The organism is Streptomyces sp. HUAS YS2 (assembly GCF_033343995.1).
In the GTDB taxonomy this organism is placed as follows: Bacteria; Actinomycetota; Actinomycetes; order Streptomycetales; family Streptomycetaceae; genus Streptomyces; species Streptomyces solicathayae.
The window spans coordinates 4,817,731-4,833,136 of sequence record NZ_CP137573.1; the positions used below are offsets into that span (position 1 = coordinate 4,817,731).

At 71.0% G+C, this 15,406-nt stretch carries 13 protein-coding genes and 1 tRNA gene; 7 read left to right on the top strand and 7 right to left on the bottom strand.

Annotated elements, in window-relative coordinates; genetic code table 11:
• The first annotated feature begins 31 nt into the window (after positions 1–31).
• Both R2D22_RS22355 and R2D22_RS22360 read left to right on the top strand, forming a co-directional pair.
• Positions 32–1,411 (top strand): NAD(P)/FAD-dependent oxidoreductase, encoded by a 1,380-nt coding sequence (locus R2D22_RS22355; protein WP_318106425.1) that lies wholly within the window; start codon positions 32–34, stop codon positions 1,409–1,411.
• A 175-nt stretch (positions 1,412–1,586) separates the two neighbouring features.
• Positions 1,587–2,885 (top strand): cyclopropane-fatty-acyl-phospholipid synthase family protein, encoded by a 1,299-nt coding sequence (locus R2D22_RS22360; RefSeq protein WP_318106428.1) that lies wholly within the window; start codon positions 1,587–1,589, stop codon positions 2,883–2,885.
• Between the two features lie 66 nt (positions 2,886–2,951).
• On the opposite strand, the gene R2D22_RS22365 is transcribed toward R2D22_RS22360, so the two are convergent.
• Both R2D22_RS22365 and R2D22_RS22370 read right to left on the bottom strand, forming a co-directional pair.
• Positions 2,952–5,486, bottom strand: coding sequence for an ABC transporter permease (locus tag R2D22_RS22365; protein WP_318106430.1), 2,535 nt, complete (start codon positions 5,484–5,486; stop codon positions 2,952–2,954).
• A gap of 92 nt (positions 5,487–5,578) precedes the next feature.
• Entirely contained in the window at positions 5,579–6,349 is a 771-nt protein-coding gene (locus R2D22_RS22370; RefSeq protein ID WP_318106432.1) for an ABC transporter ATP-binding protein, read from the bottom strand.
• A gap of 395 nt (positions 6,350–6,744) precedes the next feature.
• Here R2D22_RS22370 and R2D22_RS22375 point away from each other — a divergent pair.
• Both R2D22_RS22375 and R2D22_RS22380 read left to right on the top strand, forming a co-directional pair.
• Positions 6,745–6,826: transfer RNA gene (locus R2D22_RS22375), tRNA-Leu, on the top strand.
• 131 nt (positions 6,827–6,957) lie between these two features.
• Entirely contained in the window at positions 6,958–7,851 is an 894-nt protein-coding gene (locus tag R2D22_RS22380; RefSeq protein WP_318106434.1) for a Bax inhibitor-1/YccA family protein, read from the top strand.
• Between the two features lie 93 nt (positions 7,852–7,944).
• Here the strand turns inward: R2D22_RS22380 and R2D22_RS22385 are convergent, their stop codons facing one another.
• The gene (locus R2D22_RS22385) at positions 7,945–8,175 is read right to left on the bottom strand and encodes a DUF4287 domain-containing protein (RefSeq protein ID WP_318106436.1); all 231 of its coding nucleotides are present in this window, start codon (positions 8,173–8,175) and stop codon (positions 7,945–7,947) included.
• A gap of 100 nt (positions 8,176–8,275) precedes the next feature.
• On the opposite strand from R2D22_RS22385, the gene R2D22_RS22390 reads away from it, so the two are divergent.
• Positions 8,276–8,605 carry a hypothetical protein gene (locus tag R2D22_RS22390; RefSeq protein ID WP_318106438.1) on the top strand — a complete coding sequence of 110 codons (330 nt, stop codon included), beginning with the start codon at positions 8,276–8,278 and terminating at the stop codon, positions 8,603–8,605.
• Positions 8,606–8,644: 39 nt separating this feature from the next.
• Here R2D22_RS22390 and R2D22_RS22395 read toward each other — a convergent pair whose 3' ends face one another.
• The 3 genes from R2D22_RS22395 to R2D22_RS22405 form a co-directional block, all read right to left on the bottom strand.
• A complete protein-coding gene (locus tag R2D22_RS22395) occupies positions 8,645–9,535 on the bottom strand; it encodes a hypothetical protein (RefSeq protein ID WP_318106440.1) in 891 nt (296 codons plus the stop codon).
• 354 nt (positions 9,536–9,889) lie between these two features.
• Positions 9,890–11,110, bottom strand: a complete 1,221-nt coding sequence (locus R2D22_RS22400; RefSeq protein ID WP_318106442.1) for an acetyl-CoA C-acetyltransferase — start codon at positions 11,108–11,110, stop codon at positions 9,890–9,892.
• Between the two features lie 114 nt (positions 11,111–11,224).
• Positions 11,225–12,271, bottom strand: coding sequence for an SGNH/GDSL hydrolase family protein (locus R2D22_RS22405; RefSeq protein WP_318106444.1), 1,047 nt, complete (start codon positions 12,269–12,271; stop codon positions 11,225–11,227).
• A 103-nt stretch (positions 12,272–12,374) separates the two neighbouring features.
• On the opposite strand from R2D22_RS22405, the gene R2D22_RS22410 reads away from it, so the two are divergent.
• Positions 12,375–13,760, top strand: coding sequence for a cystathionine beta-synthase (locus R2D22_RS22410; RefSeq protein ID WP_318106445.1), 1,386 nt, complete (start codon positions 12,375–12,377; stop codon positions 13,758–13,760).
• 394 nt (positions 13,761–14,154) lie between these two features.
• Positions 14,155–15,000 carry a MurR/RpiR family transcriptional regulator gene (locus R2D22_RS22415; protein WP_318106446.1) on the top strand — a complete coding sequence of 282 codons (846 nt, stop codon included), beginning with the start codon at positions 14,155–14,157 and terminating at the stop codon, positions 14,998–15,000.
• A gap of 6 nt (positions 15,001–15,006) precedes the next feature.
• Here R2D22_RS22415 and R2D22_RS22420 read toward each other — a convergent pair whose 3' ends face one another.
• Positions 15,007–15,378, bottom strand: a complete 372-nt coding sequence (locus R2D22_RS22420; protein ID WP_318106447.1) for a hypothetical protein — start codon at positions 15,376–15,378, stop codon at positions 15,007–15,009.
• Positions 15,379–15,406 lie beyond the last annotated feature (28 nt).

Below are 15,406 nucleotides of genomic sequence, written 5' to 3' on the forward strand. Positions count from 1 at the left end.
ACCCCCTCCGGGCGGGTGGATACTCGATGGCATGAGCACCACGGAGCGTCCCAGGATCCTCGTAGTAGGCGGTGGGTACGTAGGCCTGTACGCAGCTCGGCGCATCCTCAAGAAGATGCGCTACGCGGAGGCGACCGTCACGGTCGTCGACCCGCGGTCGTACATGACCTACCAGCCCTTCCTCCCCGAAGCCGCCGCCGGCAGCATCTCGCCGCGCCATGTCGTCGTCCCGCTGCGACGCGTCGTGCGCGGAGCAGAGGTACTCACCGGCCGGGTCACCACCATCGACCAGGACCGCAAGGTCGCCACGATCGCGCCCCTCGTGGGCGAGGCGTACGAGCTGCCGTTCGACTACCTGGTCATCGCGATGGGTGCGGTCTCCCGCACCTTCCCGATCCCCGGTCTCGCCGAGCAGGGCATCGGCATGAAGGGCATCGAGGAGGCCATCGGCCTGCGCAACCACGTCCTCGAGCAGCTCGACAAGGCCGACTCGACGACCGACGAGGAGGTCCGCCGCAAGGCGCTGACCTTCGTCTTCGTGGGCGGCGGCTTCGCCGGCGCGGAGACCATCGGCGAGGTCGAGGACATGGCCCGCGACGCCGCGAAGTACTACCAGAACGTGAGCCGCGAGGACATGCGGTTCGTCCTGGTGGACGCGGCCGACAAGATCCTTCCCGAGGTCGGCCCGAAGCTCGGCCAGTACGGCAAGGAGCACCTGGAGAGCCGCGGGATCGAGATCTACCTCTCGACCTCCATGGACTCCTGCGTCGACGGCCACGTCGTGCTGAAGAACGGCCTCGAGGTCGACTCCAACACCATCGTGTGGACCGCCGGCGTCAAGCCGAACCCGGCGCTCGCCCGCTTCGGTCTCCCGCTCGGCCCCCGCGGCCACGTGGACACCTCGGAGAAGCTCCAGGTCCAGGGCACCGACTACATCTGGGCCGCGGGCGACAACGCCCAGGTCCCGGACATGGCCGCCCGCCGGGCCGGCGTCGAGAACGCCTGGTGCCCGCCGAACGCCCAGCACGCGCTGCGCCAGGCCAAGGTCCTCGGCGACAACGTGGTGGCCGGCATGCGTGGCTTCCCCCAGAAGGAGTACAGCCACTCCAACAAGGGCGCGGTCGCGGGTCTCGGCCTGCACAAGGGCGTCGCGATGATCGTCATGGGCAAGATGAAGATCAAGCTCAAGGGCCGTCTCGCCTGGTACATGCACCGTGGCTACCACGGCATGGCCATGCCGACCTGGAACCGCAAGATCCGCGTCTTCGCCGACTGGACCCTCGCGATGTTCCTCAAGCGCGAGGTCGTTTCCCTCGGCGCCATGGAGACGCCGCGCGAGGAGTTCTACGAGGCGGCCAAGCCGGCTCCGGCCCCGACGCAGTCGGCCCCGGAGAAGGCCAAGGCCTCCTGACGCTCCCGCAGTACGACTGAACCACCCCCGAAGGGGCCGTCCGCCATCCGTGGTGCGGACGGCCCCTTCGGTGTGTTTTGCGGGGTGATTACGCGGTAAAGGGACTGTAATCGCCTACCGACGGTGTTCTCACGGTGACGAGTTGCTGGGGCACGACATCACGGAGGTGTCCACCATGGCCGACGCCGCACTACGGCTGACCGCTCTTGCCGAGGAGATGCTGGGCAGCCCGCTCCCGGTCCGCCTGCGTGCCTGGGACGGCAGCGAAGCCGGACCGGCCGACGGGCCCGTCCTCGTGATCAAGCACCGCCGGGCCCTGCGGCGGATCCTGTGGAGGCCCGGGGAGCTGGGGCTCGTCCGCGCCTGGGTGGCCGGGGAGATCGACGTGGAGGGCGACCTCTACGCGCTCCTGGACCGGCTCGCCGGGCTGCTCTGGGAGCGGGACCCCGGCGAGGGCCGCCGTGTCCACCCGCTGCGCGACCCGAAGCTGCGCGCCGCCGCCCGGGCCCTGCTGAGGATCGCCGGCCCCTTCCCGCCGCCCCCGCCGCCCGCCGAGGAGATGCGCCGGCGCCACGGCCGGCTGCACACCCGGCGCCGCGACGAACAGGCGATCAGCCACCACTACGACGTGGGCAACGACTTCTACGCGCTGGTCCTCGGGCCGTCCATGGTCTACTCGTGCGCCGTCTGGACGGACGGCGGGACGCTGGAGGACGCCCAGCGGGACAAGCTCGACCTGATCGCCCGCAAGCTCGCCCTGAAGCCCGGCGACCGGCTGCTCGACGTCGGCTGCGGCTGGGGCTCCATGGCCATCCATGCGGCCCGCGAGTACGGCGCCGAGGTCGTCGGCATCACCCTCTCCCGGGAGCAGGCCGCCTTCGCGCGCAAGCGGATCGCGGACGAGGGCCTGACCGACCGGGTCGAGATCCGCGTCCAGGACTACCGGGACGTCAAGGACGGCCCGTACGACGCGATTTCGTCGATCGGGATGGCCGAGCACGTCGGCACCGAGCGCTACCGGGAGTACGCCGACGACCTGTACGCGCTCCTGAAGCCGGGCGGGCGGCTGCTCAACCACCAGATCTCCCGGCGGCCGGAGCGCGACGAGGACGCGTACCACGTGGACGCGTTCATCGACGCGTACGTCTTCCCCGACGGCGAGCTGGCCCCGATGGGCCGCACCCTCACCACCCTGGAGGCCGCCGGCTTCGAGGTGCGGGACGTGGAGGCGCTGCGCGAGCACTACGCGCTGACGCTGCGCCGCTGGGTGGCCAACCTGGAGGCGCACTGGTCCCGTGCGGTGCGGCTGACCTCGCCGGGCCGGGCGCGGATCTGGCGGCTGTACATGGCCGCCTCGGCGGTGTCCTTCGAGCGGAACCGGATCGGTGTGAACCAGTTCCTGGCCGTGCGTACGCCGGAGCCGGGGACGAGCGGGCTGCCGCTGCGGCCCCGGCAGTGGACGGAAGAGGTCTGACCCGGGCGAAAGGGCCGGGTCCCCGTGCGGGGGACCCGGCCCTTGCCGGTGCGTGGACCGCCTCGGCTACTCGGCCTTGATGGCGGAGAGCATGTTCAGCCGCGCCGCGCTGCGGGCCGGCCAGAGGGCGGCCAGCACGCCGACCAGTCCGGCGAGGACCAGGAAGATCCCGATCCGGTCCCAGGGCAGCACCAGCGCGTAGCCCGGCAGGCTGCTCTTGAAGGTCTCGCCGACCGCCCAGCCGAGGAAGGAGCCGAGGCCGATGCCGACCACCGCGCCGAACACCGAGATCACCACGGCCTCCAGACGGACCATCCGCTTCACACGGCGCCGGTCCAGGCCGATCGCCCGCAGCATGCCGATCTCCTGCTGCCGCTCGAAGACCGACATCGCGAGGGTGTTCACCACACCCAGGACGGCGATGATCAGGGCCATCGCGAGCAGGCCGTACATGATGTTCAGCAGCATGTTGATCGGGCCGCCGAAGGCGTCACGGATGTCCTGCTTGTCCATCACGGTCATGGCCGGGTTGTCGCCGAGGGCCTTGACCAGGGCGGCCTCGTTGGCCGGCGACTCGCCGCCGTCCGTCCTGACGAAGACCTGCGGGATGAACGGCTTCTGCTCGTGGGCGTCGAGGATCTTCGAGTCCAGCAGGAACGGGGAGGTGAAGGCGCTCTCCTCGAAGACCGCGCCGACGGTCAGCGTGGCCTTCTTCTTGTCCCCGTAGACGACCGGCAGGGTGTCGCCGACCTTCCAGCCCTGCTTCTCGGCGGTCGGCTCGGCGACCGCGATCCGGCCCTCGGCCAGCGAGCCCAGGTCGCCGGTGACGGTCTTCAGGTTCAGGACCTTCTCGACGTCGCCGGGGGTGACGCCGGAGGCCGAGCGGAACTCGCCCTTGATCTCGAAGTAGCCGGACTGCTGCGGGGAGACCGCCGTGACGCCCGGGGCCGCGCGCAGCGCGGTCAGCGCCGACTTGTCGAGGCCGGGGCCCGCGCCGTTCGCCATGGTGATCATGTAGTCGGCGCTGACCTGGTCCACGGTCGCCTTGTCCAGGGCCGTGCCGACCGTGGCACCGAGCACCGACAGGCCGGTGACCAGGGTGAGGCCGATGGCGAGCGCGGAGGCCGTGGCGCCGGTACGGCGCGGGTTGCGCACTGCGTTCTGGCCGGCCAGCTTGCCCGCCACGCCGAAGGCCTTCAGGAGCGGCTTCACCAGCGCGATCACCGGGCGGGACAGCAGCGGGATCAGGATGATCACGCCGACCAGCGCGAGGAACGCGCCGCCGCCGACGAGCATCCGGCCCATGTCGCTGCCCTTGGAGGCGCCCGCGAAGATCAGCAGCGCGCCGACCGCGGTGATCGCCCCGCCGATGGAGTTGCGCAGCACCAGCGACTTGGTGGTGGCGACCGCGTGGACGCTGCTCATCGCCGCCACCGGCGGGATCTTCGCGGCCCGGCGGCCGGGCAGGTAAGCGGCGAGCATCGTGATGATCACGCCGACCGCGAGGGCCGCGACGACGGGCGTCGCGCCGAGGACCAGCGGGCCGTCCGGCACCTTCATGCCGAAGGCGGACATGCCCGAGCGGAGCCCCACGGCCAGCCCGATGCCGATGCCGTAGCCGATGACCGAGGCGACCAGGCCGACCAGGAAGGCCTCGATGAGCACGGACCGGGTGATCTGCCGGCGCGAGGCGCCGACGGCCCGCATCAGGGCGAGTTCCTTGGTGCGCTGGGCGACCAGCATCGTGAAGGTGTTGGAGATCAGGAAGACGCCGACGAAGAGCGCGATGGCGGCGAAGCCGAGCAGCACCTGGTTGAGTGCGCCGAGGCCGCTCTCGATGTCCTTGGCCTGCTGGTCGGCGAGTGCCTGGCCGGTCTGGGCCGTGGCGGTCTTCGGGACGACCTTCAGGACCTCGTCGAGGAGCCGGTCGTCGTCGGCGCCGGGGGCGGCGGCGACGGTCACGTCCGAGTACCAGCCGGGCTTCACGTAGAGCTTCTGCGCCACCGGGGTGTCGAAGAGGATCAGGCTGCCGCCGGCGTTCACCGCGCCGTCCTCGGTGGTGAAGACGCCGGAGAGAGTGAACTCCTGGACCGGGCCGTTGGTGGCCACCCGGACCGGGTCGCCGACCTTGTAGCCGCCCTTGTCGGCGGTCTCCTTGTCGAGGGCGACCTGGCCGGCCTCCGTCGGGCCGGCGCCGTCGGTGAAGTCGTACGCGGCGTCCTTGCCGTCCTTGCCGGGCGCGAAGTTGGTGCCCTTGTTGGACCAGCCGGCGCCGATCAGCTTGCCGTTCTTGTCGGCCACGCCGGCGAAGCCGTCGACCCGGCCGGTGGCGGACTCGACCCCGTCGAGCTTCCCGATCTCGTCGACGACCTGCTGGGAGAGGCCGGGGGTCTTCTGGGCCTCCTCGGGGTCGGGCCGCAGGCTGACGGCGACGGCGACGTCGTCGTAGCTCTTCGCGGACTGGCTGCGGAAGGCGTTGGAGAGGGTGTCGGTGAAGACCAGGGTGCCGGAGACGAAGGCCACGCCGAGCATCACGGCGAGCACGGTCATCAGGAGCCTGGCCTTGTGCGCGAGCACATTGCGCAAGGCGGTACGGAACATGGGTGTGAGTCCTGGGGTGGGCCCCGCGGGGCGCCTGCGGCGCGCCGGACGCGGGGGAGAAGTCGGGAGGCGAGACGGGGCGGCTCAGCGCCTCAGCTCGTACGGCCCTTCGCGTCGAAGGCCTTCATCCGGTCGAGGACGCCGTCCGCCGTGGGGCGCAGCATCTCGTCGACGATCCGGCCGTCCGCGAGGAAGATCACGCGGTCCGCGTAGGAGGCGGCGACCGGGTCGTGCGTCACCATCACGACGGTCTGGCCCAGCTCGCGCACCGAGTTGCGCAGGAAGCCCAGAACCTCGGCGCCGGATCGGGAGTCCAGGTTTCCGGTGGGCTCGTCACCGAAGATGATCTCGGGGCGGGAGGCCAGCGCGCGGGCGACGGCGACGCGCTGCTGCTGGCCGCCGGAGAGCTGCGCGGGGCGGTGGCTGAGCCGGCCGGAAAGCCCGATCATGTCGATGACCTGGTTCAGCCACTGCTGGTCGGGCTTGCGGCCGGCGATGTCCATCGGCAGCGTGATGTTCTCCAGCGCGCTGAGCGTCGGCAGCAGGTTGAACGCCTGGAAGATGAAGCCGATCTTGTCCCGGCGCAGCTGGGTCAGCTGCTTGTCCTTGAGGGTGCCGAGCTCGGTGTCGCCGATCCGGACGGAGCCGGAGCTGAACGAGTCGAGGCCGGCCACGCAGTGCATCAGCGTCGACTTGCCGGAGCCCGAGGGGCCCATGATCGCGGTGAACTCGCCCTGCCGGAAGTCCACGGTGACCCGGTCCAGGGCGACCACCTGGGTCTCGCCCTGTCCGTAGACCTTGCTCAGATCCATGGCGTGGGCGGCCACCGCGGTGGCGCGGGGCACGGTGGGGGTGGTGGTCACGTGGGACTCCTGTCGGGAGGTCGGGACGAGCGGTTCGGAACCCCTCCATCGTCTCGGCCACACGTTCGCCGGTCGTCCGTCCACATGCCCGTTCCCGGGGCAGTCTCGAGTCGGACCGGCGGTGCCGTCCCTCCTCCTGAGGTATGACGGCCACCCTGAGCCTCGCCGACGGGCCGGTACCCCGTGGGGGAACGGGACACGGGGCGACGAGTTTTCGTCATTCCCTCGTGTACACCTTTGCGCCTGCGAGCCCCGTCACAGTTTGCCGAAACCGGCCCCACCTGCACTGACGCACCCTCAGACGTCAATAAAATAAGACAACATCGGGCCGGCGTTCCGCTGAACGAGGGATGCGTCCGGATAGGCTCATGTGCTGACGCGGAGCCGCGCGCAATGCCCGGATGGTGGAACGCAGACACGGCGAGCTTAAACCTCGCTGGCCTTCGGGCCGTACCGGTTCGAGTCCGGTTCCGGGCACTTTCTCCCCCGAGGATCCTCGGGGTCCTCTTCCATGATCGGAAAAGATCCTCCCCGAGCACTAGGGAGATTCTTTTGCTTCCGCATTACTCTTGACGCAAGGCCGCGCCGTGCGGCCATGGAGGAGTGAGATGAGGAGCAGCAACCCGGTCTTCTCGCGACGGGGGTTCAGCCGCGACAACGGCTCCGCGGGCTTCAACGCGCAGCAGCAGGCCGGGGGCCCCGCCGTAGGAACCAACCCGTACGCGCAGGGAACGGCCGACCCGTACGCCCAGGGCGCCGGCAACCCGTACGCCACCAACCCCTACGCCCCGCAGAGCACGCAGTACGGCGCCCCCGCGCCGGCCCGCACGGGCGGCATGACGATGGACGACGTCGTCACGCGCACCGCCATGACGCTCGGCACCGTGGTCATCGGCGCCGTCCTCGCGTGGACGCTGCTGCCCGTCTCGCCGACCAGCTACGGTCTGGCGATCGGCGCCGCGCTGGTGGCCTTCGTGCTGGCGATCGTGCAGTCCTTCAAGCGCACGCCGTCGCCCGCGCTGATCATCGGCTACGCCGCGTTCGAGGGCGTCTTCCTCGGCGTCATCAGCGAGATGTTCAACGCGCAGTGGTCCGGCGCCCCGTTCCAGGCGGTGCTCGGCACCATGGCCGTCTCCGGCGCCACGCTGTTCATGTACAAGCAGCGCTGGATCCGGGTCACCGCCCGCTACGCGCGCATCGGCATGACCATCGCGATCGCCTTCGTGGTCGTCATGGCGGTCAACCTGCTGCTCAGCGTCTTCGGTGCGGTCGACGACGGCGGCCTGCGGAGCTTCGGCCCGCTCGGCGCGGTCGTCGGCATCCTGGCGATCCTGATCGGCTGCTTCTTCCTGACGCTGGACTTCAAGCAGATCGAGGACGGCGTCGCCTACGGCGCGCCCCGCGAGGAGTCCTGGCTGGCCGCGTTCGGCCTGACCATGTCTCTGGTCTGGATCTACCTGGAGATGCTGCGCCTGGTCGCGATCTTCTCCGGCGACGACTAATCCCCCGGGAAGCCGCCACAGCTGTGAGCGAAGGGCCCGTCCGGCGCATGCCGGGCGGGCCCTTCGGCTTCACGGGGTGGGTTGCGCACCGCCTCAGAGCAGCCGGCGGGCGGCTCGACGGAGGTCGTACTCGTGGATGATCGCCTTCGCATGCCCGTACGCGAGGTCGTGCTCGCCCCGGAGCCAGCTGACCTTCTCCTCGAAGCGGACGAGCGAGGGGCCTTCCTCGACGGTGCGCAGCCAGTCGGCCACTTCACGACCGGTGCAATGAGGGATGCGGGCGAGCAGGTTGCGATGGGTCTCTTCGGAGAAGACGTGGGACATCGGCGCCTCCGGACGCGTGTTGCCGTGTGCTCCTTCACGTCACCGTGCCTGAGCGTTCGCCCGTTGGCAACAGTCCCCGGAGGGCGCGTAGGGTCGCGCCGTGCTTGATACGAGTGAACTGACGGCCGCCGTGGAGCGGTTCGCGGACCGGCTGCGGGCCGCACCGCAGAGCCGGCTCCAACGGGGAGCGGCCGCCGAGGGACTGGCGCTGGCCAGGGAGTTGTCCGCGCGGGCGCAGCGCGTCGAGGAGCCCGGGAGCGAGCCGCGCGTCATGCCGGACGCCGGTGTGTTCTCGGTGGCGGACCAGCTCGTCGTCGCCGGGAACGATCTGGCGGAGATTCTGCGAACGGCCCCGTCCGGTGTCCCCGAAGGGGAGTTGGACGAGGCCGTGAGGTCGGTACGGGAGGCGCTGACGCGCTCCGGGCTGTAGCCGCGCGGGCTGTGGGGGAGGCCCTTTCGGCCCCCGGGGTCACAGCGAGGCGATGACGCGGTCCGCGAGGATGTAGACGTTGTCGTCGTCCGCGTCGCCGCAGGCGAAGGTCAGCGCGTACGCGCCGGAGATGCCCGAGCCGCCGAGCAGGACCGGGCTCTTGCCCTGGCGCAGCGCCTCGGCGAGCCGCTCCGCGGTCTCCTTGTGGCCGGGGGTCATGCAGAGCGTGGTGCCGTCGGCGAACACGTACACGTCGAGGGTGCCGAGGGGGCCGGGGCGTACGTCGGTCAGCGCGGTGCGGCCGTCGGCCAGCTCCTCCAGGCGGGACACGGTCCGCTCGTGGTCGGTGACGACCGGCGTCTGGACCGGCACGAAGTCCGGGTGCGAGGGGTGACGGCGGCGGGCCGCGGCCAGCTCCGGGGAGTCCTCGGCGTACTCGGTGAGCTCCGGCAGGTCGTCCAGGACCTCCTCCAGCGCGGCGGCCTCCAGGGCGGTGCCGTCGTAGCCGGCGGCGTCGAGCGCGGACGACGCGTCCAGCGCGGCGGCCTCCAGCTCCATCGCCTCCAGGCCGAGGGCCTCCAGTCCGGCGAAGTCGGCCTGCCGGGGCACGTAGAACGGGGCGTCCTCGCCGGGGCCGGCCAGGCCGCCGAGCAGGGACGGGGCGTCGGCGGCGTCACGCGCCTCCTGCGCGGCCCAGAAGGCCCGCGCCTCGGCCAGCTCCCGCTCGCGCTCCTCGGCCAGCGCCTCGGCCACCGCGGCCCGTATCTCGACGGCGGGGGTCTGGCGGGCCTGGGGGACGGTGACCCCGTGCGCGGCGGCCAGGTCGCCGCGCAGGGCGGTGACCTGCTTGCGGAGACCGTGGGCGGCGTGCAGGGCAGCGGCACCCACAACCGTGGCGGCGGCCGTGGTCACCAGCAGGGCAAGAGACATGGTGCTCACTGACGTACTCCCGTTCCGAGTCGATCCCCCGACTTCCTACATCAGCTTGTCCCGAGGTGGGACCCCCTGTCAGTGCATTACGTCACGAAATGGACAGGTATTTGTGCCTGGTGTTTAGTCCCGTAGCTGCTGTGACCTGGGAAAACGACTCTCCCCCGGGACGTAGGTCACATCCTGGGGGAGATTCGGTCACGGCTCGGACGCGAGGCGGTTAGTCAAAGGGCCTCAGGAGACGTGCGAAAGGCTCAGCTCAGCCGCTCGTGTCTCTGGTCGCGCTGAGCTTCGCCACCGCTGCGGGCAGGTGCCGCCTTCGTTCCTCAGGCGACCCCTACCCTCCGCTACGGCTCAGCTCAGCCGCTCGATCACCATGGCCATGCCCTGGCCGCCGCCGACGCACATGGTCTCCAGGCCGAACTGCTTGTCGTGGAACTGGAGGCTGTTGATCAGCGTGCCGGTGATCCGGGCGCCGGTCATGCCGAAGGGGTGGCCGACGGCGATCGCGCCACCGTTGACGTTCACCTTGTCCAGGTCCAGGCCGAGGTCCTGGTAGGACGGGATGACCTGGGCGGCGAAGGCCTCGTTGATCTCGGCCAGGTCGATGTCGCCGATGGTCAGGCCGGCCCGCTTGAGGGCCTGCTTGGACGCCTCGACCGGGCCGAGGCCCATGATCTCCGGGGAGAGACCCGAGACGCCGGTGGAGACGATGCGGGCGAGCGGGGTCAGGCCCAGCTCGCGCGCCTTGGTGTCGGACATGATCACGAGCGCGGCCGCACCGTCGTTGAGCGGGCAGCAGTTCGCGGCGGTGACCAGACCGTCGGGGCGGAAGACCGGCTTGAGGCCCTGCACGCCCTCCAGGGTGACGCCGGCGCGCGGGCCGTCGTCCTTCGACACGACCGTGCCGTCGGGGGTCGTGACCGGGGTGATCTCGCGCTCCCAGAAGCCGTTCTTGATGGCCTCCTCGGCGAGGTTCTGGGACCGTACGCCGAACTCGTCCATCTCCTGGCGGCTGATGCCCTTCAGGCGGGCCAGGTTCTCCGCGGTCTGGCCCATGGCGATGTACGCGTCGGGGACGATGCCGTCCTCGCGCGGGTCGTGCCAGGTGGAGCCCTCGGAGGCGGCGACCTCGGCGGTGCGGGCCTCGGCCTCGGCGAAGAAGGGGTTGTGCGTGTCCGGCAGCGAGTCCGAGTTGCCCTTCACGAAGCGGGACACCATCTCGACACCGGCGGAGATGAAGACGTCGCCCTCGCCGGCCTTGATGGCGTGCAGCGCCATGCGCGAGGTCTGCAGGGAGGAGGAGCAGTAGCGGGTGATCGTGCAGCCCGGGAGGTGGTCCATCCCCATCTGGACGGCGACGATCCGGCCCAGGTTGTTGCCCTGCTCGCCGCCGGGCAGACCGCAGCCGAGCATCAGGTCGTCGATGTCGCGCGGGTCCAGCTCGGGCACCTTGGCGAGCGCGGCCTGGACGATGGTCGCGGTGAGGTCGTCCGGCCGCAGGTCCTTCAGGGAGCCCTTGAAGGCCCGGCCGATCGGGGAGCGGGCGGTCGAGACGATGACGGCTTCGGGCATCACGACTCCATGAGGGTGTGGCGACGTCGGGGGACTGAAAGGGAAGTTACCTGTACGTACGGCACGGGTCACCGCCTGTGCGGTGTGACGCCGACCTCTTTTCTAAGCGCCCGCTCAGTCCTGCTTGTTCCCCGGCCCGGCCCGCCACGACACCGTCCCCGGGGCCGGAGCGGTCGGCTCCGGTGCCGGTGCCTCCGCGGGCGTGGCCACCCTGCGCCGGCGCCGGTGCTTGAGCAGCGCCCACGGGGCCCGTGCCCCGGTGACCTCCGTGCCGGCCTCCGACGCCGCCTCCGCCGCGGCCTTCGCCACCGGGAGCATGCCCTCGCGGCGGTCGACCTCCAGGCGCTCCTCCTCCGGCCAGACGCCCAGGACCGCGCAGACCGTCGGCAGTATCGCCATCGCGGCCGTCGCGTAGCCCTCCGCCGAGGGGTGGAAGTTGTCCACGCCGAACATCTCGCGGGGGTTCGCCGCGAACTCCGGGCCGAGCAGATCGCCCAGCGACACCGTCCGGCCGCCCTGCTCCACCACCACGATCGTCTGCGCCGCCGCCAGCTGCCGCGACGCCCGCCGCGCCAGCCACCGCAGCGGCTGGTACACCGGCTCGATGGTGCCGAGATCCGGGCAGGTCCCGACCACCACCTCCGCGCCGGAGGTCCGCAGTCGCCGCACCGCCGCCGCCAGGTGCCGCACCGACTCCGTCGGCGACATCCGGTGCGTCACGTCGTTCGCGCCGATCATGATCACGCAGACGTCGGAGGGTCCTCCCGGTGCCGACAGCAGCAGCGACACCTGCCGCTCCAGGTCGTCCGAGCGCGCCCCCGGCAGCGCCACGTTCCGCAGATCCACCGGCCGCTCCGCGACCGCCGCGAGGCCGGACGCCAGCAGCGCCGCCGGCGTCTGCCCCGCCCGGCGCACTCCCTGTCCCGCGGCCGTGGAATCACCCAGAAGGGCCAGCCGGAACGGTTCGCCGTCCTCGAACGAGCGCCCGTACCGGCCGTCCGTCCCCGGCGGCAGCGGTGCCACGCCCCCGCCCACCGATCGCTTGGCCAGCTGCACCTCGGCCAGTAGAACCCCGACCGCGGCCACGCCCAGCAGCCCGATCCCGCCTCCGCCGTACGCCGCACCCGCCGCGATCCGCCGTGCCACCCTCGCCCTGGACATCGGGCAGTCACCTCCTTCAAGCCGTTCAGGGAGTAACTGCCCCGTAACCTGCTTCGACTACGCATACGCTGGCTGCATCACTACGGAGACCCCGGAGATTACGGTGCAATTCCACGACTCGATGATCAGCCTCGTCGGCAACACCCCGCTGGTGAAGCTCAACAGCGTCACAGAGGGCCTCCAGGCGACCGTCCTGGCCAAGGTCGAGTACTTCAACCCCGGCGGCTCGGTCAAGGACCGGATCGCCCTGCGCATGATCGAGGCGGCGGAGCAGAGCGGCGAGCTCAAGCCCGGCGGCACGATCGTCGAGCCCACGTCCGGCAACACCGGCGTCGGCCTCGCCATCGTGGCCCAGCAGAAGGGCTACAAGTGCATCTTCGTCTGCCCGGACAAGGTGTCCACGGACAAGATCAACGTGCTGCGCGCGTACGGCGCCGAGGTCGTGGTCTGCCCGACCGCCGTCGACCCCGAGCACCCGGACTCGTACTACAACGTGTCCGACCGTCTCGTCCGTGAGACCGAGGGGGCCTGGAAGCCGGACCAGTACTCGAACCCGAACAACCCGCGCTCGCACTACGAGACCACCGGTCCCGAGCTCTGGGAGCAGACGGACGGGAAGATCACCCACTTCGTGGCGGGCGTCGGCACCGGCGGCACCATCTCCGGCACCGGCAACTACCTCAAGGAGGTGTCCGGCGGGAAGGTCCGCATCGTCGGCGCCGACCCCGAGGGCTCCGTCTACTCCGGCGGCTCCGGCCGCCCGTACCTGGTCGAGGGCGTCGGCGAGGACTTCTGGCCGACCGCGTACGACCCGAACGTCACCGACGAGATCGTCGCCGTGTCCGACAAGGACTCCTTCCAGATGACCCGCCGCCTCGCCAAGGAGGAGGGCCTGCTCGTCGGCGGCTCCTGCGGCATGGCGGTCGTCGCGGCGCTGCGCGTCGCCGAGGGCCTCGGCCCGGACGACGTCGTGGTCGTGCTGCTGCCGGACTCCGGCCGCGGCTACCTGTCGAAGATCTTCAACGACGAGTGGATGGCCGACTACGGCTTCCTGGAGGACACCGGCTCCGCCACCGTCGCCGACGTGCTGCGGCACAAGGAGGGCGGCATGCCCTCGCTGGTCCACATGCACCCGGACGAGACCGTCGGCCAGGCCATCGAGGTGCTGCGCGAGTACGGCGTCTCGCAGATGCCGATCGTCAAGCCGGGCGCGGGCCACCCCGACGTGATGGCCGCCGAGGTCATCGGCTCGGTCGTGGAGCGCGAGCTGCTCGACCACCTGTTCACCAAGAAGGCCTCCCTGGAGGACGCCCTGGAGCAGCACATGAGCGCGCCGCTGCCGCAGGTCGGCTCCGGCGAGCCGGTCGCCGACCTGATGTCCGTCCTCGGCGCCGCGGACGCGGCGATCGTGCTGGTCGAGGGCAAGCCCACCGGTGTGGTGAGCCGCCAGGACCTGCTGGCCTTCCTGGCCAAGGGCGAGGCCAAGTAACCGGCGGCGGGCTGCGGTTCGGCGGGTCGCGGTGCGACGGGCTGCGGTTCGCGCAAACGGTACGGGCCCGACACGTGGCCGCAGCACCCGCTTAACACGCGTCCGGCAGATTGTTCCGTGTCGGCGTCGAGGACAACGGAGCGGCTCCCGGAACTCCAGACGACGCCGCGGACGCGGTGACCGGTCCTGACCCGGGCCCGTGTCCCTCGCGGGGACCGCCGTCGTCCCGCCCCCCAGTGATGGGGGTGCGGCGGTCCCCGCGCAATCCTCTTTCCGCCGTCACCGGCCCCGGTCCGTCCCACGTAGTGACCCGCACCTTGCTCGGCTGCATATCTTCATGCAGAGTTCTGAGTGGGTGAATAATCGGACGTGGGACGAAGGGGGACGGCGCGGCATGAGCGACAGCCCGGCCGGACGGCTGCAGGCGCTCTTCGAGGGGCATCGGCTGACGCCGACCCAGCGGCGGATCGCGCACTGCATGGTGCGCCGCGCCGCCGACGTGCCCTTCCTCTCCAGCGTGGAGCTGGCCGAGCTGGCCGGCGTCAGCCAGCCGTCCGTGACCCGCTTCGCCGTCGCCCTCGGTTTCGACGGCTACCCGGCGCTCCGCCGCCACCTGCGCGAGGTCGCGCCGGCCGAGCGGGCCAGGGCCGCGGAGGAGACCAGCGAGCACAACGAGTACCAGCAGGCCGTTCTCGCGGAGATCGAGAACCTGCGCCACCTCGCCGCGCTGCTCGCCGACCCCACCCCCGTCGAGAAGGCCGGCCGGCTGCTCGCCGCCTCCCGGCCGCTGCCCGTGCTCGGCCTGCGCGCCGCCTCCTCGCAGGCCCGCGGGTTCGCGTACTTCGCCGGCAAGGTCCACCCGGACGTCCGGCTGCTCGACGAGGGCGGCTCGATGCTCACCGAACGGATCGACGCCGCGGTGCGGGCCGGGGCGGGCGCGCTGCTGTGCTTCGCGCTGCCCCGCCACCCCCGGGAGACGGTCGAGGCCCTGGACTACGCCCGGGGCGCGGGCCTGACCGTGGTGACGGTCGCCGAGTCGGCGTTCGCGCCGGTTGCCGCGCACAGCGACCTGCTGCTCCCGGCCGCCGTCGGCACCGGCCTCGCCTTCGACACGGCCTGCGCCCCGATGCTGCTCGGCCGGGTGCTCCTGGAGGCCATGGCGGACGAGCTGCCGGACGCCCAGGCCCGCCTGGAGGAGTTCGACGCGAAGGCGGCCGCTCGCGGCCTGTTCGTGGACTAGGCGCCGCTACACCTCCAGCGCCGCCTCGACCGACTTCAGTTGGTGGCGTGCCATCGCCAGATTCGCCCGGCTCTTGTCGAGGGCCAGATAGAGGAACAGGCCGTCCTTGCCGCGGCCCTTGAGCAGCCGGATCAGGTGGTACTGGCCGCCGAGGGTGATCAGGATGTCCTCGATCTCGTCCTTGAGGCCGAGCAGCTCCATCGCCCGGACCTTGGCGCGGACCACGTCCGTGTTGGCAGCCGCGGCCACGTTCAGGTCGAGCTCCTTGCCGCCGCCGATCAGGCCCAGCGCCATGCCGCTCGTGTAGTCGACGAGGGCCGCGCCGATGGTGCCCTCGATCTGGGCCGCTTCCTTCAGGGAGGTCTCGGTGTTCGCCATGGTTCTTTCCTTCGGTTGTGAGTGATCG

What these genes read in the sequence shown, in the direction of transcription:
- R2D22_RS22355 (WP_318106425.1), top strand. Translation starts at nt 32, where the DNA reads ATGAGCACCACGGAGCGTCCCAGGATCCTCGTAGTAGGCGGTGGGTAC.
- R2D22_RS22360 (WP_318106428.1), top strand. Translation starts at nt 1,587, where the DNA reads ATGGCCGACGCCGCACTACGGCTGACCGCTCTTGCCGAGGAGATGCTG.
- R2D22_RS22365 (WP_318106430.1), bottom strand. Translation starts at nt 5,486, where the DNA reads ATGTTCCGTACCGCCTTGCGCAATGTGCTCGCGCACAAGGCCAGGCTC.
- R2D22_RS22380 (WP_318106434.1), top strand. Translation starts at nt 6,958, where the DNA reads ATGAGGAGCAGCAACCCGGTCTTCTCGCGACGGGGGTTCAGCCGCGAC.
- R2D22_RS22385 (WP_318106436.1), bottom strand. Translation starts at nt 8,175, where the DNA reads ATGTCCCACGTCTTCTCCGAAGAGACCCATCGCAACCTGCTCGCCCGC.
- R2D22_RS22395 (WP_318106440.1), bottom strand. Translation starts at nt 9,535, where the DNA reads ATGTCTCTTGCCCTGCTGGTGACCACGGCCGCCGCCACGGTTGTGGGT.
- R2D22_RS22400 (WP_318106442.1), bottom strand. Translation starts at nt 11,110, where the DNA reads ATGCCCGAAGCCGTCATCGTCTCGACCGCCCGCTCCCCGATCGGCCGG.
- R2D22_RS22405 (WP_318106444.1), bottom strand. Translation starts at nt 12,271, where the DNA reads ATGTCCAGGGCGAGGGTGGCACGGCGGATCGCGGCGGGTGCGGCGTAC.
- R2D22_RS22415 (WP_318106446.1), top strand. Translation starts at nt 14,155, where the DNA reads ATGAGCGACAGCCCGGCCGGACGGCTGCAGGCGCTCTTCGAGGGGCAT.
- R2D22_RS22420 (WP_318106447.1), bottom strand. Translation starts at nt 15,378, where the DNA reads ATGGCGAACACCGAGACCTCCCTGAAGGAAGCGGCCCAGATCGAGGGC.